We start from the raw sequence: 20,134 nt of genomic DNA, 5'->3' as shown, positions 1-20,134 counted from the left end.
AAACAAGCGTGCGACCGTATTGCCTAAAGGTCATTTTTCTCGTTAGCTGATCTTCGTGCGCATCGTTTCAAGTAAGCGACCACACTCAAGAGGACGAGCAGCAGACCTATCCAGCGAATAAGCAGTTGTTGGTGACTGTTCGTTTGCGGAAAACGATCATTTTTTGCGCTATCAGACGAATCTTCTTCAGGTGCTCGCCATTCCCCTGTCGGCGGTTTTGGCTCTGGCTTTTCAGGTTCCTGACCACCAACAAAACGGATGACCCCTTCTGTTCTAGCGGTGGACACTTCTTTGGCTTCTACGAAATCAGCGACTAGCAGACAACTTAACAGCAACATTGGTACAATAAAATACCTCAATTTACGAAGCGCCATGTATTCCCCCTCATTTTCCTCTCGCTCCTTTTTCTCTTCCAAAAAACATACTTCAGACACAAACGAAGTCCTCCAATCCTTCATTTAGGATGGAGACAACCATTTTAATCGCTTCTTTATACCCAATGTATTTAGGCAAAAAAAATACCTGCGGTTGCTTTTCTATGGAGTAATCAAATGGAATGATATTGGTGATCAAAATATCACAGTCAAGCTGGTTGATCTGTTCCGATGTTAATTGTTCTTCATAGAGCACAGCCATTCGACCACTAAAATGATGTTCAAAAATACTATAGACCCATTCATCGATCACATAATTATTGGCAAGCAACACCACGATTTTTTGTGAAACCCGGATCAATTGATTGCCAAAAAGATAGAGAACGAAGGAACAACAAAAGTCCCTCAAAAATTGATTTTTGAAACATTGCGGAATCTCATTCACTTCCATAAACCTAATCAAAGGCTCATAAAGATCAAAAGGCAAAGAAAACACAAATTGATTCGTACTATCCGGATTTTTTAGGTGGATAGGTGCTAAGCCAACTTTTGCATATTGCCGGACTAAAAAATCTTCCACGACCTGTTGAATTCCACAAGGCTCGTCAAGGTAAGTATTGTGCTGTTCAAAAAAAGCAACAAAGAGTTCAACGAATCGCTTACTCGTTTTTGAAAAGGTATTGAGAGGAATCCTCGTTTTCCCTCGAAGCGCCCACTGCGCATAAAGCATTAAGTAAATAAAGCACGCTTCCTGAACGAGCCGTTTTTTCGCAATGGGTTGGAGACTGCTGCTTTCTTGAAGTGTTTCACTGATCGTCAAAAAAAGCGGATCTTGCTGGATCAATGCTAGGATCTCAGGATCAAATATCAAGGTTCCAAAAGTGGTACGCTGAACAGACAAACGAATAATATTGATTACCTTTTTTCTTGAAACGATCCCCACGTTTTGCTCAATTCTTCTTAAAAGCGTTTCTTGAAGCTGATGTTCAATGACCGGCAACTCAAAATAGTGCGTTTCGCAATAAAAATCCCAGAAGAACTTTCGCTGATTGATCTCTTCTCCCATCAGCCCAATCGGTGCTTTGGTTACCACCAAACCGTATTCATCAAGAATCAGCTGTAATTTTTTTATGAGTCGATTTGCCGTTGATTCTGAAATATGCATGGCTCGAATCCAAGCTAAAAAAGGAAACGTTTGTCCCGCATAAAAAGCTTGTACTAATAAAATAAGTGGTTCTCGCTCATAGAAGGAGCGTCGTTTTTTATAGTATTCACCATGATCATTGATTACCAACTTCATCCCGTGATGGGTCCCTTCAAGAGAGATCGCATCACCAAAAAATGTGCGTAGTGCTTTTAAGTCCGTTAAGATCGTCCGCCGAGAAATACTTGCTTTTTCTGAGAGCTGTTTGACACTCAAAATCTGTTCGTTTTCCATGTACGCCAATAGTATAAGGCTTCTTCGATTCACTGAGTTCGTTACCAATTGGAATGTAAGACTGTTCACGGGCGTAATCTCCTTTAGCAAATTTCCTATAAATTTTCCATCAAATCGTAGGTCCCTCCTTTAGTGCTGCCTTCGAATCGTTGCAATGTTTCTTGTTTGATTCTAACAAAATTACCACCTATTTTTTATCCAGCATTTGCACACGAGGGTGCAAAAATATTGACTTTCCGCAAAGAATCATTTGTTCTGCGGGCTCTCAACGGTAAATATTAGATGTTATTTTAAATAATTCAGACACGTTTTTGTTTATTGTTTCTCTTTTATAAATTGCTAGCTGTACTCACCAATAAGCCGCAGCTTTTTTAGTAACAGCGCCGATTTCAACTGCCTAAAGCACAAAAAAACAGCTAGACACTTGTCTAGCTGACTTTATAGAATTATAAGTTAGAGCTAACTCCTATTTCCTTTTCAGTACGCTTGTAAACACACCGCCTACCATGATTGCGCCTAGAATCACCAGCCATGCAGCTCGTTGCTCATTCGTTTGAGGAAGAGCCTTTGCTTTTTCTTGACTGGAAGATTTCGTGGTTTCGCTACTAGCACTTGTTTCAGTAGACTGGCTCTCATGGGGATTTACTAGCGTGGCACCGTCATGGTTTGTGGTCGTTGTACTTGGTTCTGCTATACTTGGCTCGGTCGTACTTGGTTCTGGGGTACTTGGCTCCGTTGTACTTGGTTCCGTTGTGCTTGGTTCGGTAATGCTTGGTTCTGGGGTACTTGGTTCCGTTGTGCTTGGTTCTGTTGTGCTCGGTTCGGTTGTGCTTGGTTCCGTGGTACTCGGCTCCGTTGTACTTGGTTCCGTTGTACTTGGTTCGGTAATGCTTGGTTCTGTGGTATTTGGCTCCGTTGTACTTGGTTCGGTTGTGCTCGGTTCTGTTGTGCTTGGTTCCGTTGTACTCGGCTCCGTTGTACTTGGTTCGGTTGTGCTCGGTTCTGTTGTGCTTGGTTCCGTGGTACTCGGCTCCGTTGTACTTGGTTCCGTTGTACTCGGCTCCGTTGTACTTGGTTCCGTTGTACTTGGTTCGGTAATGCTTGGTTCGGTTGTGCTTGGTTCTGTGGTACTTGGCTCCGTTGTGCTTGGTTCCGTTGTACTTGGTTCGGTAATGCTTGGCTCCGTTGTGCTCGGTTCGGTTGTGCTTGGTTCCGTGGTACTTGGCTCGGTTGTACTTGGCTCGGTTGTACTTGGCTCCGTCGTACTTGGTTCCGTTGTACTTGGTTCGGTTTCTTTTTTTGTATTGGTGATTACAAGGGTATCTCCCTCAGTCGTCACACTGCTTTCGAAGCCGTCGGGGATATTGACTTCTTCAACCTGATACACGAAGTCTTCCCCTTGATTGTTGTATTTTGGTAAGTCTGCCATTTGACCAGCAACGGGTATCTTTGTTAATGATGCTTGAAAATCATTGGCTTTTTCAAGGGTCAAACGGTCTGACTGCTGCCAACTGTCTGCTGCCGTAGTGGTGGTTCTTTTGACTTGATAATCGATTTGGTCTGGAATCTCAGCTGCTGAGACATTGACCCACTTTTTGAGAACAGCAAGGGAAACATTGGGTGCCTTGATGGAAGGTATCGGAAAATCCAACGCTTCATCATCGCTTGCTGGTGTTAAGGTCGTACGGCCATTGCACAACACCCACGCCTCTCCTTTAAAATCTGGGGCTTCCGTATTCAAGCGAACTTGGTAGGTCAAGGTCAATTTTTCATTTTCACCTAAGGCTATCCCACTGACGGTAATAGTCTGATCCTTTTCAGAAACGGTTACTCCAGTTGCAACTTCCGGCGCCTCGACCCACTCTCCTTGCGCATTTTTGCGCCATCCGACTGACTGATACTGATCAGCATCAAAATTACCTGCCCCTTGCAAAAGAATGCCCTCTCCCATCGGATCTGTAATCGTCCCGTCAGGGATGGTTTTATCGATATGATTGGCGATTTCTGTCAATGCTGAACCCAATCCGCTCAGGTTTTCATCCGTTGTTAAGTAATTGCTCGGTGCAGACGCCAGATTGCGCCCAATGTATTCCCCTCGTGCGGAAGGCGCCGTTGCTACCGAATAATAGGTAAAACCAGATTTTTTAAGCGCGACGATCGTGCCAAGGGTCTCGTCTGTCACCACAGTGTTGCTAACAGGAATGGCTTGCGAATCTGATGGATTTTTACTTGTCGTATGGTAAGCAGTGGCTGACGTTTGAAATTCTTCAATATAGCTTTCCGTGTGATAACCGTTATAGTCACTGATTGCGCCGGTATTTTGATAAACCGCTGCCTCATCTACTGGCAAATAACTACGATTAGCACTGTCGTCACCGATATGAATAAACAGCTTTTCCGCTTCTGGACGACTTTCTTCCAGTAACAGTTGTTGTCCAGCCAATAAGCCTTTTTGCATAAAAGTTCCAGAATGGGATTCGGCCGTCTCACGCAGAAATTGTTCCAAGTAGGCGATATCGGTAGAAAAACCGTTGGTAGTGTAAACTTCTCGATTGTAGGCAACGATCCCGATCCGAATGGAGCCATTCGCTAGCGAATCAGCTAATTCATTTCCAAACTGTTGCAGCCCCAACAAGGCGTTGGTTAATTTTTCTCCAGTCATGGAGGAAGAATAATCGATCACCATGACCAGATCAACAGGGGTACTGGTCTGATTGCCTTTGACAGCTAACGTTACATCAAATAGTCCTTGGTCCGCAGCTTCTTTGACACTTTTTTTCAGATAAGCTTCATCTGCATAATTGACATAGTTCTCTTCATCAAAAGCAACCCCCGGCGCCTGTCCATACTTGTAGTTGTACGTATCTCCTTGAGCCGTTCCATTTGTCAAATACTGTCCGGTCGCATCAGTTTGATAGTCAAAATCATACGTGGTGGTTTCACTGTTTACAGTCAGACTGCCCATGAGAACCCCCATCAACAATAGGAAAAAAATCCCTGCATACTTTTGCCAACCTCTTTTGTGTTTCATCACTTTCGCTCCTTTATTTCCGCACTGCTTTCCTCAGCAGATCCATGAATGCTGAGGAAAGCGAGTCTTTGTCAGAAAACAGTAGAGAAGGTTTTGCTGCGAAAAGGAGACAAAAAATTGCTGATTTCATTTACAAAAAAATCACGTTTTTTGTGCTATCATAAGAGAATCGAGTACATAGAGAAACCTTTAGAACGGAGCTTGAATTATGGAACGGTTTTATCCATTTTTTGGACACACTCTCAAGAGAGATATCGACTTGTTGCGGTTTTTGTATCTTCAAAAACGTTTTGTTCCCATTGAAGAGATCAGTCAAGCGTTGGCTTTGGATCGCCGCTCCATCCAAAAAAGCTTCGACACTTTAAGCAAACGCTCGCTTTCCTTACAAGACGATCCCTCACCGCTTTTGGTTGCCAAACACGGCTTTGGGTTATCCTTCATTGGGACTAAGCGAGACTACAAGCGATTGAGTCGGCAGTTGCTGGAAGCGAATCCCTTTTTTTATTTACTGGAAACCCTTTTGCTGCAAAGTGAGATCAATTTGATCCAATTCGCCGCTGACCATTACTTCTCCGAATCAACCGTTCGTAAACGAATCTATGCGTTGCAAAAACTGCTTGCTCCATTGGGATTTCAGCTGCAAAAGCAAAAAGGGACGGTTCGACTCGTAGGCAGCGAAGCCCGTATCCGCTACTTTATGATGGTCTTCTTTTGGCGAACATTTGCCGGTCTGCATTGGCCCTTTACTGGTCTTTCCCAGAAAAAATGTGAAACCATCGCACAAGACTTCTACCAAAACAATCAGATTCCCTTTAACCCGATCGAATTGAAAATGACCACATACATTTTGGCTGTCACTATTTTGCGGTTTCGCAAAGGACAAAGGATTTCAGCAGAAGCAGTAGCGATCGAAGCCCCTTTGATTGGGGAAGATCTTTCCCTGTTTCAATCCCTGATTGATGAAGAGACCGCCATCTACAACCATTTATCGTCAGAACTAGCGGAACACTTCTTTCTTGATGAGAATGAACGCCGCTTTTGTTTTCTATGGCTAGCATCGAATCTCGATCGAACGTTTGCCGATGCGCAACTGGACGCTGCGTTTTCCCCAAAAAAACCAACGACGAGCATCCAAAAACTTCTCTGGTCGATGACCGCGTTCGCACCAAAATCCGAGTTGACCCGCCCTTGCAAAAGTAGGATCGTGAATACCCTCTTGAATGGGCTTTTGACTGTCGAATTGTTTGGACCGGTCGACCATACATTAGCCGGCTATAATACTGCACAGTTTTTAGCAGAACATTTTCCTGATTTGCAAAAGCAAGCCGAAAAGCTAGTGACAAAAACTTCGTTATACCAAAAAGAGCCACTGAAACGAAGCGGATTTTCTCTTCATGTCGCTATGGCGTGGACGCTGATTTTGCCGCCAGCTACTTTTCAGCAGAAAATCAAGATCAAACTGGAAACAGACTTGCCGCTGGCGATTTCACTGACCATCAGAGAACTGATCAAAGCGCCCTTTCAAGGGTTCTACAACCTTGATATTCGTGATCAGTTTATCGACGACGACTACGATCTCTGTCTAAGCACCACTCCATTGTCTGAAACCTATGAAAAAGCACCGGTCCTATTGATCAATGCACAAGTCACCGTCCCTGATTTGTTAGCAATTCATCAGGCGATTGAAGTATTCCAATCGCAAAAATAATGATTGCTCTGCTCAAATCACTCCAACAAAACGAGACGATGAAGTAATGAAAGTAGGTACTTCGTCGTCTCGTTTTGTTTCATTCATTCAATACAGTATTACTTTTATACAACCAATAGTTAAATCTGTTGCTAGTTCCTTTAACGAAAAGGAACACTCGAGTGTTGCAACTGGATTCGAACGTTGCCGCCTTCATCCAACATATACCCAAATGTATATTCGACCTTTACCTCTTCTCCGGTCTCACCGGATGTAAAATAATAATTTCCTGAAGAAAGTGCTGTATCACCATTTAGAATCGTATCGTGATTGTCAAAGCGTACATTTGTCCACGGCTCTAAAGCAAACCCGCTGTCTTCTTCAATATCACCACCAACGAAATAAGACAAAGCTTCTTCCTTTGTTGAGCGGAAAGGAATTTCAGCAGCTTTCGTTGGTTTAAAAAGGACTGTTCCTTCATCAAATGCATACAACGTATCAAGGGTTTCTTTAGCTTGTTCTTCTGCAGCTTCCTCACTCTGCATACTTGCTTCCCCAATAGCTACGATGCTCTCAGCCCAAGCTTCTTGTGCTTCTTCGATTGCAGCGAGGTTGATCGTTGGCACTTCAACCGTATCTGCTTGTGCTGTGTCGTCTTCATTTTGAGCCCCACACCCTGTTAAAGTAACTAAGATTATTGGTAAAATCAGTGTTTTTTTATTCATTTTATTCCTCCTTCTTTATCAATCAGTCTAATAAAGAATAGGTTTAATTGAAATAATAATCATAAAATCTTAACAAAAATAGAAAAATACTCGTATTTTGATTATTAAATGCATTTATCGCAGCTGATAATGAGAGCTCATTTTTCAATCCGTTGTCTGCTTTTCTGCATATGTCAAAAAATACTGTTTATACGGACGCCCAATTTTTGTATACACATTTTCACTGCGAATGGCTTTGGTCTTTTCTAAGTGGGCGACATACTTTCGTACCGACACATGTGACAATGCGCAAGCTTGCGCCAATTCTTGGACTGTAAATGGCTGTTTGATAGTACAAATCGTTTCTTGGATCAACTGAAGCGTGTCTTCTGTCAACCCTTTTTCTAGTTCGATCCACGGGCTTTTTTGGTTTCCCTGCAGCAGCAGATCGATTTGCTGCTGAGCGATCCGTGGATGTTTGAGGCTTTCGCGTCGTTGCTGAAATACTTGGATACTTTGGGCAAATCGTTCGAAGGAAAACGGCTTGATCAAATAATCCAGCATCCCCAAATGTAGGCTTTGGCTGATCAATCGTGTTTCATCGGCAGCCGTGATCATGATCACATCCACAGCCTGTTGTTGTTCCCGTAATGTTTGCAACAGCTCCAAGCCATTGCCATCTTTCAAATGGATATCCAGCAAGAGCAGCTCAATGGTTTCTTTTTGTAGCATTTCTTGCGCTTCTTCCACTGTTTCCACCGAAAAAATTCGCTCAAAAACCGCTAAACGTTCTAAATAGCTGCGATGAATAAATTGAACCATCGGATCGTCTTCAACAATCAAAATATTGGCTTTCATAGCTGCTCCTTCCGATAATCATTCGTGATCGTCACTTCTAGGACGCCTTGCGCTTCCTGAAAAGTGATGGTCCCATTGACTTCATGCAGTAATTGCTGAAAATAGCCTACTTGTTGTAAAGTCACTTGTTCCGCGGGTGTCAACATTTCTTCCGCTAGCTGCCAACTCGTTTGCAACTGATTTTCTTGGTACTCGATTTTCATAAATACCTCTTGAGTCAAATGCTTTTGCAGCAAAAGATGATGAATATATTGATAAAGGTTTAATAAGACTTTGGTTTCATGTGCAACGGCCCCTTGGGGAATCTCTGGAAAAATTTCTAACAACAGCTGGCATTTCTTTTCTAAAAATTTTTGCCGCTCGCCAATCAAAAACCCTGCCAACAACGGATTTTTAATAAGAATCGCTAGCCGATGAGCAAATTCTTTCTCTGGTTTCAAAATATCATCCAAATAGATCGTCAACTCTTCATAGGCTTCTAAATCCACCAAACCATAGATGACATGCAGCTTGTTCATAAATTCGTGGGCTTGACTTTGCAGTGCCGTCGCATAGGCTGTCGTATTTGCCAACTGATCCGCAATAAATAAAGACTCTGTCGCATTTCTTAGAAAAATAATATGCCCTATCTGCTGATTTCTCACGATGATCGGCGCCGATGAAAAGACATAGTCCTGCCCTTCTTGCTGTACTAACCGCTCTTGCTTCTTGTCAAAATCGACGTGCTGCAAAGCAGGCAAGATCGTTAGCAGGGATTGGCCAACCAAGCCATCTTCTGATGCAGTAGCAAGCGGCAATGCCGTGGCAGCTCGATTTGCCAGCAAGATATTCTTCGCTAAGTCTAAGACAAAAACAACATCCTTGGTTTCTTCCAGCATACTATTGCGTTCTTCTAACAAACGTGAGATTTCTTGCGGTTCCAGATTATGCAGTTGTCGTTTCAAATAAAATGCCACGAATAATGCAATCCCCCCGCCTAATAGCAAACTGATGAACAATGCTTTCCGATAGCCTTTTTGCGATAGTAAGATTAGCGATTGCAGTGAAGTCATTTTAATCCCTAATGCCACGACGCCAAGTTGTTCTCCATCTTCTTTCACTGGAACGAACCCACGTAAGGACTGTCCTAAGGTGCCGTTGCCAATGGAGAGAGACTCCTTGCCTTCAATTGCCGGTGTTTCATCGCCACCTGTAAAAGGTTGACCAATCTTTTCAGGGTCTGGGTGCGTGATCCGAATAGCGTCTTGATCCATCAAAACAATAAAATCCAACCCATAATTTTTTGCTAATTCATTGGTATATGATTGCAACTGGGGACTGGCTTTCTTTTCCCGCAGTGCTTGCTTGACCTCCGCTTCTGATGCTAACTGACGACCGATCGATAGCAGCAGCGTTTCTTCATCCCGGTGCATTTGCTCTTTTTGTTCCATCATCATCAGTACATAAAATAATGTTAGAACGATACATAAGGTACTGGTAAAAATTCCTACTAACAGCACCCACAGCCGAACTGGCCGCTCTCGCATAGTCGTTCCTCCTCAATTGCTAATAAGCGTTCATTACACGCTCATTTTAACATAGGAATCTTTTTCCGAAGGTCTTTTTTTAAGTTGTATTTAATTAAATTAGTTAAATAATCTTCTTTGTTTGTGAGCGCTTCCTTATACTGGAAACATCCAAAGGAGGTATTTGAATGAAACAAGTCGTCGCAAAACAACCCGTTGTTGAAAAAAAGCAAACCAAAGCAAAGTGGTGGTCTTTCTATGTTGGTTCCGTTCCTTTGCCCGTCTATCTGGTAATGTCTGCCATTATCTTGATCACTGCTTTTCTACAGCAACTGCCTGTCAATATGTTGGGGGGGTTCGCCGTTATCCTAAGTTTAGGCTGGTTATTAGGAACGATTGGTGCCAACATCCCCATCATCAAGAATTTTGGTGGTCCCGCTATTTTTTCTTTGTTGATTCCGTCAATCCTGGTCTTTTTTAATCTCATCAATCAAAACGTATTGGAATCAACTAATATCTTAATGAAGCAAGCAAACTTCCTTTATTTCTATATCGCCTGTCTGGTTTGCGGCAGCATTTTAGGTATGAATCGCAAAATCTTAGTCCAAGGGTTGATGCGAATGATCATTCCTATGATGTTAGGCATGGTCTTAGCGATGGGCGTAGGTACCCTTGTCGGTGTCCTGTTAGGGCTAGATTGGAAACACACTTTGTTCTTTATTGTGACTCCTGTTTTAGCCGGCGGTATTGGGGAAGGAATCTTACCACTTTCCTTAGGCTATAGTGCCATCACTGGTTTAGGTAGCGAGCAATTGGTCGGTCAGTTGATTCCAGCCACTATCATCGGCAACTTTTTCGCGATCGTTTGTACTGGCTTGTTGACTCGCTTAGGGGAACAAAAACCGCAGCTTTCAGGAAAAGGCCAACTCGTCAAAATGAGTGATGGGGATGATTTGAAAGATGCGTTGGTTGAAGATCAATCACCGATCGACGTCAAATTGATGGGTGCCGGTGTGCTGACCGCTTGTACGCTCTTTATTCTCGGCGGTTTGCTGGAACACGTCACTGGTTTTCCTGGACCTGTTCTCATGATCGTAGCAGCCGCTTTCTTGAAATACTTGAATGTCGTACCAAAAGAAACACAAAAAGGATCAAAACAGCTTTACAAATTCATCTCTGGTAACTTTACATTTCCACTCATGGCAGGATTAGGACTACTTTATATTCCTTTGAAAGATGTCGTCGGTATGCTGACCTGGCAATACTTTTTAGTCGTTATTAGCGTCGTTTTCACTGTGATTGCCACGGGATTTATCGTTTCTCGCTTTATGAACATGTACCCTATCGAAGCAGCCATCGTTTCTGCTTGTCAAAGCGGAATGGGTGGAACCGGCGATGTCGCGATCTTAAGTACCGCCGACCGCATGAATTTGATGCCATTTGCCCAAGTAGCTACACGTTTGGGTGGCGCGATCACGGTTATCTCAATGACCGCACTTTTACGACTATTATTTTAATTGTTTGAAATCGGAAGGGAGAAATCAAGAATGTCAACGATGAATGTCAAAGAAGCAGCTATGAAACAAGCCGAGGAAAATGGGGGCAAATTAGCCGTCGTTTCTAAAGTCACTATTGATTCAAAAGAAGATTTAAGTATCGCCTACACCCCAGGAGTCGCAGCTGTTTCATCAGCAATTGCTGAAAACGAAGAACTCGCCTACACCTTGACCACCAAGAAAAATACTGTCGCCGTGATCAGCGATGGCTCAGCGGTGTTAGGTTTGGGCAATATCGGTGCCAAAGCAGCTATGCCGGTCATGGAAGGCAAAGCGGCCTTGTTCCAGCGCTTTGCCGGAATCGATTCGATTCCGATCGTCCTAGATACGCAAGACACCGAAGAAATCATTCAAACGATCAAAGCAATCGCACCAACCTTTGGTGGGATCAACCTAGAAGATATCAGCGCCCCTCGCTGCTTTGAGATCGAACGACGCTTGATTGAAGAATTACCGATCCCCGTGTTCCACGATGACCAGCACGGAACTGCCATCGTGGTATTAGCCGCTTTGATCAATAGCCTGAAGCTGATCGACAAATCCTTTGAAGAGGTCAAAATCGTGATCAACGGCGGTGGTTCTGCTGGCCTTGCCATTACCCGAAAATTTTTGGCTGCTGGCATCAGACACATCACTGTTGTCGACAAAGCAGGGATCATTTCAGAAACGAACCATGAACTTGCGCCCCATCACGCAGAAATTGCCAAAGTCACCAATCGTCAACATCTAACAGGAACACTAGAAGATGCCCTCAAAGGAGCAGATGTCTTCGTAGGCGTTTCAGCTCCCGGTGTGCTGCACCCTGAGTGGATCAAAACGATGGCAGAAAAACCAGTGATTTTTGCTATGGCGAATCCAACGCCAGAGATTTTCCCTGATGAAGCACTGGCAGCTGGCGCCTTTATCGTCGGTACTGGTCGCAGTGATTTCCCTAACCAGATCAATAATGTCTTGGCCTTTCCGGGAATCTTCCGAGGCGCATTAGACGCTCGAGCAAGAGACATCACGATCGAGATGCAGATCGCAGCAGCACAAGGGATCGCTAGTTTGATCCCCGAATCAGCTTTGACTCCAACCACTATCATTCCAGATGCGTTTCAGCCTGATGTCGCTAAAGTCGTGGCAGAAAGCGTGAAGAATGCGGGGAAAAAAGATTAAATAGATTGGTATCATTAGTGACTGCAGCGCTAGTTGTTTGATACCAATAAAAGGAAAAATAGCTACAAAAATGTACCGACTATGAAAACTAGTCGGTACATTTTTGTGTCGGATTTTACAGATAATCGAAAGTTTCCTCCCAGAAGACAGTCCGAAAAAATACTCCCTAACTTCCCATTCACTATTGCTTCACTTGGTTCACTTCACAGAGGGCACTCTTTAGTTTGAGGATACAATCGACAAATCACACGCTCCCAATCTTTCTTCGTTGGTATGCTACTTAACAAGATATAATCATCCGTCAAACCATAATCCAGGATATAGGGACGATAATTTGTGACGATCAAAACCTTCTGGTCCGCTTTTAATCGTTCTTCTGTTAATTCGTGCAATGAAAGAAAAATGACTTGATACTTGTTTGCAAAGAGCCGAATTGCTTGTAGTCGAATCATTTGAACGACCATTGAGTCCCCTTCTATAAGAAACAAAATATTTTTTTTCGGTTGATAATAGTCGCGTAGTAAATCACTTACCGTTGTAAAACTGATAGCAATATCTTCCATAAATTCTGTCGCAAAAGCTAACTCTTCTTTGTACTTTTCCAAAAATGGTTTATTTTTGTAGTAAGACTCTCGATGGTATGTTTTTATTGAGGCGACTTCTTCAGCTTGTCGCTTGTTCAAAGATGGACAAATCACTTCATTGAGTTTTCTAGACACCAGAAAGGAGGTTAGATAATCTTCTAGCAGTGACTGATCCCAGCCCTTAAATTCGGCATCAGCAAAATACGCTTTTACGATCGGCTTCACTTCTGGCCAGAAATTAAATCGAGCTAGAAAAGTTTTTTCTCGATCGTATTGATTGATTGTCCGCGTACATATAATCATGTAGTGAAGCCAAGCAAGTTCTTCTTTGGGTAAAGATACCCCATACTCTTTGAAAATGACTTCTTTCAGAATCTCTAGCAATTTAAAATCATTTTCTTGATAGACAAGCTCTTTTGCCCATTCAGGAATCGAAACATAGTGCTCCTTTTGCGCCCGTACAATCGTTATATACAGCAGTGAATAAAAAGCCGAGATCGTCAAGCCAGTCCCTACTTCATATTTTCCCAATTTATCAGAAAGTCCCTTTAGAATTACATGATGCAGTCCTTCTGGTGGTCTGATCGTATAGGGGGTGGACTCACCTACGTAGTAAAAATCAAAAAAGAATTTACGAATATTTGCTTCATCGCCTACCAAAGTAACCGGTGTGAAACTTAGAGAAAGTCCATACTCTTTTAAGGCTGGTTGCACACGTGCAATAAACCTTCGTAATGTTGTTTCCGCATAATTGTATCGATAAGCCAATTCATTCAGATCAACTACTTCTCCATAAAAAATGTTCCCAATGATTTCAAATAAAACTTCCTGATTTAATAGCTGCTCTTTTTTTTCTTTAAAGAGAACACGATTTCGTTCTTCGAAATGAAATCCGCTATTACCTGATACCAATTCAATACATTCGCCAAAATGCTCTTTGATCAAGCGTAGGTCTTTCACCAATGTCCGCTGAGAAATAGCCAATCGCTCAGAAAGAATCCCAACTTTAAAAACTTGTTCTCGTTCAATAATCGTTAATATCTGCATCCAACGCTTTGTACTCGGACTTGTAATAAAAGACATCTGAAGTTCCCTCATGCCATTTCTTCACTCATTTCCTTTTCTGACTTGGCTCTATTCATTCTACCATACAACAGAAACCCCTTTCTTCGCTACGTCAAACGAACTTCTTTCTAAAAACATAAGATGTGGCACGAAACGTCCATTGTCAGAAAAGTTCGCTTTCGCTTTTTTGAACTTGCTGCGGGCTTTCTTTCAATCCATAGCAAGGCAAGCACCATTCTTTTCCTGGATCAAATGCTAGCACTGCGACACGCGACAAATAAGAAAAGTGCTGACACCCATGTATACACACAACCTTTTGCCTGTGCGCAACAGATTTTCTATTGCAGATTCAAATAAAAAAGCTTAACACCTCGTAGATGTTAAGCAGAATCAGCTATCATTCTATGTCTGTTCAATACTCGGTGCCCGATTTTCATTTGGCATTCTTCTCTGGATCGGATTTAAAACCTCACAACCGCTTTGACCAACGGATCATCTTCTAACGTTTGGCGTTCTAGCGCCTCTTGCAGTTTTTCCAATGGGTATTCATCCGTGATATATTTTGTGGGATCGATCATGCCACTAGCAATCAAATCGATCGTTTCTTCAAACTCTTGGCGGGTGCAAGAAACGCTGCCGATGAGCTTGATTTCTTGCAAGACCAACCGATTTAATGAAAAAGGAATTTCGGGAGCAACGGAATTTCCGATCGCCACGATCGTTGCGCCAGGACGAGCAGCCTCAATGCATGTCGCTAAGGAACTGCTGGAACCGACTGCTTCAAAAATCAAATCGAACCCACCAGCAGACGCGTCTTTCAATACTTCCCCGCGGTTTGGATCCTTAGCGTCAAAGTAATCGTCAAAGATTCCCAATTCCTTGGCTTTCTCAATTTTTGTATCGTTGATTTTGGACATGGCCACATAAGAAGCCCCAGCTTTTTTTGCCAATTCGCCAATCAATTGCCCGATGATTCCACTTCCAGAAACCAAGACTTTGTCATTTAACTTAATATTGGATTTACGGACGGCATGATAGGCAACCATCAAGGGATCAATCAAGCTAGCTGCTGTATCTGAAACTGTATCTGGCAATTTATAAGCATTGGACGCTTTTCCGACAAACCGTTCGGCATAGGCGCCATTGCAGACAAAGCCGATATAATTGGTGCCGTTTACTTCCCGACACAAATGCTCTTGCCCTTTTTGGCACATCTCACATTTTCCACAATAAAGATTTGCCCAAAAAGCGACGCGATCGCCGATTTTAAAGGAACTATCGCCTGCATCCGTCACGACACCGCAAAACTCGTGACCCATGATAAAATCGGACTCCCCTGTTTTGCCCCAACCTTTCCCTGCTTGCCACATATGCACGTCACTGCCGCAGACGCCGCAAGCTGAAATTTGGATCTCGATCAGTCCTTCTTCCACTTTCGGCACAGGTACTTGTTTGACCTCGATCGTTTCTGGTCCTTTTAATACAGCAGCTTTCATGTTTTTTTCTGTCATCTCTGTTTCCTCCTCATTGCTTTTTCCTTTGCTTACTGTCATACTAACATTAAAGTTAACTTTAAAGTCAACGTTAAGGAGTGAAAAAAATGACCTATACGATATCCCAAGTTGCGAAAGCCTTAAATATCCCCACGTCAACCATCCGCTATTACGACAAAGAAGGCCTTTTGCCGACGTTAGCGCGCAAAGAATCTGGCTACCGTTTATTTTCAGATACCGAAATTGAGATGCTGGAATTGATCGAATGTCTGAAGGAAACAGGCATGACCATTAAAGAGATCAAAGATTATGCACAATTGACACGCCTTGGTGATGACTCGCTGCAAGAACGCCATAAAATGTTTCTTGAACAAAAAAAAGCGCTGCAAGCGCAGATAGACGCTTTGCAGCAATCGATGGCGTTGATCGACCATAAGTGCTGGTATTATGAATCAGCGATCGCAGCCGGTACAGAACAAATCCATTTCCCAATCAAAATGTCGTTGAGAAACAAAGAAAAGTTTCAAGCGATCACCGCCCAAAGCGAAGATCGCTAACGTTATGTAACGTTCACAGGACTATCTGCCTGCTTCTAGTGATCCGAAGCAAACCTATTCTTGGTACTTTTCAAATACTTGCTTGTCTGCTAGTGAATAGACTTGTTCATACAAATAATCAAAGAGAGTATTCATGTTCTCTTTCGTATCGCTCACTTCATCAAGGATCTCTTTTGCCGTACGATGGGCGATATTCAAGCGCATTTCAGCGTTGTAGATCATCCGTTCTGCTTCAACCTGCGCTTCTTCAAGTGTCCGGTCTGCTTTCTTTCTAGCAAACAGCAAGATCTCTCGCATCTCCGCTTGAAACTGCTGATTTTCTTTTTGTAACTCTTGGTTTTCTTTTTGCAGCTCATTGACCGCTTTGCGAAGCGCAGCGGCTTCTTCTTCCTGAGGGCCTCGAGCCTGCTCCTCCAGCTGTGCTTCTTTTTCAGCGAGTTGGTTCGCCAAATTTGTGATGAACTCTTCTTTTTGGAGCAGCAGCTGTTTTTGTTCTTGGGCTTTGCTTTCATACCATTGTTTTTCTCTTGCCCAATCCAAGCGTTCAAAAATCGCTTTTTCTTTCACTTGCTGGATATCCGACTGTGAGCGATGCAAGGTTTCTGCATGGAGCCGCTTTTCAAGTTCTGTGATTCTCGTTCGTGCCAACACTAACTCTTGATGGGTTTGTTCAAAGCTCATATCTGCTGGTGAGACAGGCGCCAGCTCCATCTGCTCCTCGTTCGCTTCCTCGGTAAACGCTTCAAAAGAGCGTTTTTCTTGATAGCTAGGCAAGGGCGCATTGACAGTTTCATTACGCTTTTTGGTGCTTTTACGCTTTCTCTTCCCTTTACTGCTTACTGGATGTGGCATGCCAGTTTCTGAGGACCAGGGTTGCGTCGAGTGCTTAGGCGATCCTTCTGGCTCAAATCGTTCCTCTAGTTCCGCTTGTACTGAAGGAGACGGTGCCGGCGCCTGTCCACTTCGTTGCCCTTGTTTTTTGCCTTTTTGGGGTTTACTACTGGTACCCGTCATTTCTTGATCATTGCTAGTAGCTTTCTTTTTTGCGGTATCGGCGAAGGCTTCTTTCGCCGGTCCATTGGCAACAGCTGTCTCAGCGGTTCTGTTTTCTTTCTCATACGTTTCTTCAAATCCTTTTAATTCTTTCAATGACACTTGGTTCATTTCGTCGAATAGCGTCTGAGCAGAAAACCACCCACGTCCCTTCTTCTTACTCATCCCTTGAATCCCTCCCTTTCGTCAATAACTCTTTTGATTGTTTCATTCTAAGTTCCCGTGTCTGAAGCTTGGACAAGCTCTTTTCGGTTGAGTACTTGCCACTGTCCCTGTGCATTGCGGACGATCGTTTGTTCAAATGACGTATCGGGCGTATCTGCTACTTGCAACACGAAATGGCACCGTTTCACGCCTTGCGCCTGCGATAGATCATCGATGATTCGCTGCAAATTAGCTTCCCAAGCAGGAAAGTCCGCAGAAGAGTTCAAATGACTTGAACTCGTTAGGGTGATTTCTTGCAGCGGTTGGTCAATATGGATCAGCACGACTGTCGGTCCTAAAAAAGGCGTCACTTGCGTCCCAAATTCTTCTTCTAGCTGAAAACGCGCTTCTCGATCATCCGCCATCAGCAGCGTCTGCCAAGCAAGATTTTCAAAAGGGAGACCTGCAGACGGGTACACCGATAACGGTCGTTGCGTCCCTTCAATCTGTTCTTTTTGTAAATGTAAGATTTCCTGTTTCATCTGCTCCCTTTCCTCTGCTACCCTACGGCTTTGCGCATGTATGGAAACTTGAGTAAAAGTCAAAAGCAGCAAACTCATAAGAAACAGACCACTCACCATCAGCAACGCTAACGGATGTTCATTACGAATCTTATGCTTAAAAAAAGCCAGTTTTCTTTTTTCCAACTCCGTCATCTTTGTTCGTCGCTCAAGTCTTCGAACAAAGATTTCGAGGTATCCCCGTTGAGCAAGCACCCCGATCGCCACAAAACAAAGCAGCAGTATGCTGACATAAACAATCTTCACGGACATCCCCCTTTCCATCTTTTGTCCATAATTGAGCCTCGATTTTCAAACAGACACGCTGACTGACCTCGTTGAATCCTTAAAAGAAATTCAAGACGACCCCACGAAGGGCCTCGCTCGTCACCATACCAAATTCACGACTATCGATCGAGTGCATGATTGCATCCCCAACGACGAAATACTCGCCTGGCTGCAAGATGCCTCCGACCGGCAATTCCCTCGCCGTTTCTTGCGTCAGTGTAAAGGTATAGGAAAAATCATAATAGGACCCTGATGCCCCCAATAGCAAACGATTGCCACTGCGCGCATAGGAATCCCCAGGAACCCCGATCACTCGTTTTACGATCAGCAGCCCTTCATGCTCAAAAGCGACGAGATCATAACGATGCGGCAACTGATTCTTTTGAATAACGACTAACTCGTTGTTTTGAATAATGGGGGCCATCGAATCACCGCTGACACGAGCCATTTTGTAGTTTGAAAAGAAATAGAACAGCAGCAGTAGCAGACAACTTATCCCCAACACACAAAGTACCAATTGCTTTTGGAATCGACCCATGATACCTGTTGCTCCTCTACCATAATTTTACGTCGTACGTAGCGTTTGACTGATTCTACCGTTGGCTCTACCGTTTTTAGCGAGAGGCAGACGCTGCTTGAAGCTCTTCACTAGGAACAGAGCCTTTACATTGACCAAGAAAATCGGCTAAAATCGCCTTGCCGAGACGTTCAATGGAATTTGGCTCAATCGGTCGTTCCAACCGATAGATGGGCTGTTCCAATTCCAGCAAAAAGAGCGGTTGATCAGTGACTACCACCTGGCGGGCGGTGAAAATCGACAGCTCACTCGTAGTCTCGACGACGACATCCACTCCTTGGGCAGCCAGCCAATCACTCAGACGTTGTTTGATCCAGCCTTTGATTTTCTCATTTCCACACAAATGATAGGTGATCATCAGCTGGTTGTTTTTTAACTGCTGCTTCTTTAGATAGGACTCGCCTATTGTCAGCAAATAGTGAGAAGCAGCGCTAGAAAGTGCCTTCGTCTTTCCAATACCAGACACTTCTGGCTTTCGACGATCCCGCAGCAAAGGAGGTGGCACATGGAAGAGCCGATCCAGTAACATGACTGCTAACGTCACTTGCACGAATACGCGATCTTCTTTCAATGTCTCTGCTTGCTTAGGAAACGTCTCTCGCAAGCTATCGATTGGATCAAAGGGCACCGTTTCTTCGACCCACGGATGTTTCAATAAAAACGAAAGTACCCCTTCATCTGCCATCATCAAAAACAATAGGACACACCGTTCTTGCTGCGACAAGGACCTGCAGACCTCCAAGCCTTCGATGACAAAACCCGTTTTTTCTAGAAACAACCGACAAAAGTCAGCCATTTCCCAATTTTCTTCCAAGCGTCCACCTTGTTGCGCCCGCAAAAGAAAGACCTTCGTCCACTGCAACGAAACCACTGGATCGATCGGCAAGGACGGACGATACCGCAGTGTCAACGTTTCAGCCAGCTGCTCAAAGATTTGGTAGGGCTGTTCCTCTTCTTCAAAATAAAAGGCTTTATAGAAATACCGTATGTTTCCTTCTGCCCCTTCTAGGCACCACTGCTTTTTATTCAAGGTCAGTTCATAAGCAGCGAACAAGGTCTGAAGCTGACGACATTGTTTCAAAAAGGTTTGATTGCCTAATCCGGTGATCGCAACAAGTTTTTCCGGTATCGCCGTTTCTTGCTGACACAAGAAATGCAGAAACAACAGATTCGGGTCATCCGCCAACAATGCTCGCTTTTTTTCCTGATACTCTGCCAATTCTTGGATCATCAATTCATAACCATTGCTGGCAGATGCGAGGATCGTCGAAGCCCCAAATAGTTGGCGCAGTTCCTCAATGTCTGAAATAATCGTCCGCCGAGAAGCACCGCAAGCATGTGCCAGCTGTTGCCCACTTAAAGGACCGCAACATTCCAACTGCCGCAAAATCGTCAATTGCCGCTTGCACGTCATTGAAAATAAACTGTTCATCAATAAAGACGGCTTGTTTCTCATCGTTTCACCTCCCCACACATTCGAAAGAAGAGAAGCTGCAGGCGAC

At 43.7% G+C, this 20,134-nt stretch carries 16 protein-coding genes; 4 read left to right on the top strand and 12 right to left on the bottom strand.

Going from position 1 to position 20,134, the window contains the following annotated elements:
• Positions 1-23 precede the first annotated feature (23 nt).
• The 3 genes from IGI92_RS03350 to IGI92_RS03340 form a co-directional block, all read right to left on the bottom strand.
• Positions 24-434, bottom strand: a complete 411-nt coding sequence (locus IGI92_RS03350; protein WP_430608061.1) for an LPXTG cell wall anchor domain-containing protein — start codon at positions 432-434, stop codon at positions 24-26.
• Positions 427-1,881 (bottom strand): helix-turn-helix domain-containing protein, encoded by a 1,455-nt coding sequence (locus tag IGI92_RS03345; protein WP_430608059.1) that lies wholly within the window; start codon positions 1,879-1,881, stop codon positions 427-429. Before IGI92_RS03345 ends, IGI92_RS03350 begins: the two co-directional genes overlap by 8 nt.
• A 397-nt stretch (positions 1,882-2,278) precedes the next feature.
• On the bottom strand, positions 2,279-4,843 hold the full coding sequence (locus tag IGI92_RS03340; RefSeq protein ID WP_430608058.1) for a VWA domain-containing protein: 2,565 nt from the start codon (positions 4,841-4,843) through the stop codon (positions 2,279-2,281).
• A gap of 208 nt (positions 4,844-5,051) precedes the next feature.
• On the opposite strand from IGI92_RS03340, the gene IGI92_RS03335 reads away from it, so the two are divergent.
• Complete coding sequence (locus IGI92_RS03335) at positions 5,052-6,551, top strand: helix-turn-helix domain-containing protein (protein ID WP_430608056.1); 1,500 nt, start codon at positions 5,052-5,054, stop codon at positions 6,549-6,551.
• Positions 6,552-6,691: 140 nt separating this feature from the next.
• Here the strand turns inward: IGI92_RS03335 and IGI92_RS03330 are convergent, their stop codons facing one another.
• From IGI92_RS03330 to IGI92_RS03320, 3 genes are all read right to left on the bottom strand, one after another.
• A complete protein-coding gene (locus IGI92_RS03330) occupies positions 6,692-7,255 on the bottom strand; it encodes a hypothetical protein (protein WP_430608054.1) in 564 nt (187 codons plus the stop codon).
• 144 nt (positions 7,256-7,399) lie between these two features.
• Positions 7,400-8,092, bottom strand: a complete 693-nt coding sequence (locus IGI92_RS03325; protein ID WP_420694544.1) for a response regulator — start codon at positions 8,090-8,092, stop codon at positions 7,400-7,402.
• Positions 8,089-9,618, bottom strand: coding sequence for a Spo0B domain-containing protein (locus IGI92_RS03320; protein WP_008378028.1), 1,530 nt, complete (start codon positions 9,616-9,618; stop codon positions 8,089-8,091). The genes IGI92_RS03325 and IGI92_RS03320 overlap by 4 nt, the downstream gene beginning before the upstream one ends.
• Before the next feature lie 167 nt (positions 9,619-9,785).
• Here IGI92_RS03320 and IGI92_RS03315 point away from each other — a divergent pair, with 167 nt between their 5' ends.
• Positions 9,786-11,114, top strand: coding sequence for a 2-hydroxycarboxylate transporter family protein (locus IGI92_RS03315; protein WP_008378026.1), 1,329 nt, complete (start codon positions 9,786-9,788; stop codon positions 11,112-11,114).
• 30 nt (positions 11,115-11,144) lie between these two features.
• Positions 11,145-12,311 (top strand): NAD(P)-dependent malic enzyme, encoded by a 1,167-nt coding sequence (locus IGI92_RS03310; RefSeq protein WP_034871877.1) that lies wholly within the window; start codon positions 11,145-11,147, stop codon positions 12,309-12,311.
• 203 nt (positions 12,312-12,514) lie between these two features.
• On the opposite strand, the gene IGI92_RS03305 is transcribed toward IGI92_RS03310, so the two are convergent.
• Positions 12,515-13,993: a helix-turn-helix domain-containing protein gene (locus IGI92_RS03305; protein ID WP_430608051.1), complete on the bottom strand. Its 1,479-nt coding sequence runs from the start codon at positions 13,991-13,993 to the stop codon at positions 12,515-12,517.
• 428 nt (positions 13,994-14,421) lie between these two features.
• Positions 14,422-15,471, bottom strand: a complete 1,050-nt coding sequence (locus IGI92_RS03300) for a zinc-dependent alcohol dehydrogenase (protein ID WP_430608050.1) — start codon at positions 15,469-15,471, stop codon at positions 14,422-14,424.
• 89 nt (positions 15,472-15,560) lie between these two features.
• Here IGI92_RS03300 and IGI92_RS03295 point away from each other — a divergent pair, with 89 nt between their 5' ends.
• On the top strand, positions 15,561-16,010 hold the full coding sequence (locus IGI92_RS03295; RefSeq protein ID WP_008378019.1) for a MerR family transcriptional regulator: 450 nt from the start codon (positions 15,561-15,563) through the stop codon (positions 16,008-16,010).
• Positions 16,011-16,064: 54 nt separating this feature from the next.
• On the opposite strand, the gene IGI92_RS03290 is transcribed toward IGI92_RS03295, so the two are convergent.
• The 4 genes from IGI92_RS03290 to IGI92_RS03275 all read right to left on the bottom strand — a co-directional run bounded on the left by IGI92_RS03290 (position 16,065) and on the right by IGI92_RS03275 (position 20,088).
• Complete coding sequence (locus IGI92_RS03290; protein ID WP_430608048.1) at positions 16,065-17,228, bottom strand: hypothetical protein; 1,164 nt, start codon at positions 17,226-17,228, stop codon at positions 16,065-16,067.
• A 47-nt stretch (positions 17,229-17,275) separates the two neighbouring features.
• Positions 17,276-18,040 (bottom strand): hypothetical protein, encoded by a 765-nt coding sequence (locus tag IGI92_RS03285; RefSeq protein ID WP_420658060.1) that lies wholly within the window; start codon positions 18,038-18,040, stop codon positions 17,276-17,278.
• 73 nt (positions 18,041-18,113) lie between these two features.
• Entirely contained in the window at positions 18,114-18,593 is a 480-nt protein-coding gene (lepB, locus tag IGI92_RS03280) for a signal peptidase I (protein ID WP_430608047.1), read from the bottom strand.
• 76 nt (positions 18,594-18,669) lie between these two features.
• Complete coding sequence (locus IGI92_RS03275) at positions 18,670-20,088, bottom strand: HTH domain-containing protein (protein WP_430608045.1); 1,419 nt, start codon at positions 20,086-20,088, stop codon at positions 18,670-18,672.
• Between the last annotated feature and the right edge of the window lie 46 nt (positions 20,089-20,134).

The sequence above is a fragment of the Enterococcus sp. DIV2379 genome (assembly GCF_050542965.1).
Classification (GTDB): domain Bacteria; phylum Bacillota; class Bacilli; order Lactobacillales; family Enterococcaceae; genus Enterococcus_D; species Enterococcus_D entomosocium.
The sequence above is the reverse complement of the archived record's forward strand: the minus strand, read 5'-3'. Positions and strand labels throughout refer to the sequence as shown.

Bases quoted from the DNA above. Each gene is read 5' to 3' on its own strand.
- IGI92_RS03275 (WP_430608045.1), bottom strand. From the start codon at position 20,088: ATGAGAAACAAGCCGTCTTTATTGATGAACAGTTTATTTTCAATGACG.
- IGI92_RS03330 (WP_430608054.1), bottom strand. From the start codon at position 7,255: ATGAATAAAAAAACACTGATTTTACCAATAATCTTAGTTACTTTAACA.
- IGI92_RS03290 (WP_430608048.1), bottom strand. From the start codon at position 17,228: ATGAGTAAGAAGAAGGGACGTGGGTGGTTTTCTGCTCAGACGCTATTC.
- IGI92_RS03295 (WP_008378019.1), top strand. From the start codon at position 15,561: ATGACCTATACGATATCCCAAGTTGCGAAAGCCTTAAATATCCCCACG.
- IGI92_RS03335 (WP_430608056.1), top strand. From the start codon at position 5,052: ATGGAACGGTTTTATCCATTTTTTGGACACACTCTCAAGAGAGATATC.
- IGI92_RS03305 (WP_430608051.1), bottom strand. From the start codon at position 13,993: ATGAGGGAACTTCAGATGTCTTTTATTACAAGTCCGAGTACAAAGCGT.
- IGI92_RS03315 (WP_008378026.1), top strand. From the start codon at position 9,786: ATGAAACAAGTCGTCGCAAAACAACCCGTTGTTGAAAAAAAGCAAACC.
- IGI92_RS03340 (WP_430608058.1), bottom strand. From the start codon at position 4,843: ATGAAACACAAAAGAGGTTGGCAAAAGTATGCAGGGATTTTTTTCCTA.
- IGI92_RS03320 (WP_008378028.1), bottom strand. From the start codon at position 9,618: ATGCGAGAGCGGCCAGTTCGGCTGTGGGTGCTGTTAGTAGGAATTTTT.
- lepB (WP_430608047.1), bottom strand. From the start codon at position 18,593: ATGGGTCGATTCCAAAAGCAATTGGTACTTTGTGTGTTGGGGATAAGT.
- IGI92_RS03300 (WP_430608050.1), bottom strand. From the start codon at position 15,471: ATGACAGAAAAAAACATGAAAGCTGCTGTATTAAAAGGACCAGAAACG.
- IGI92_RS03325 (WP_420694544.1), bottom strand. From the start codon at position 8,092: ATGAAAGCCAATATTTTGATTGTTGAAGACGATCCGATGGTTCAATTT.
- IGI92_RS03310 (WP_034871877.1), top strand. From the start codon at position 11,145: ATGTCAACGATGAATGTCAAAGAAGCAGCTATGAAACAAGCCGAGGAA.
- IGI92_RS03285 (WP_420658060.1), bottom strand. From the start codon at position 18,040: ATGTCCGTGAAGATTGTTTATGTCAGCATACTGCTGCTTTGTTTTGTG.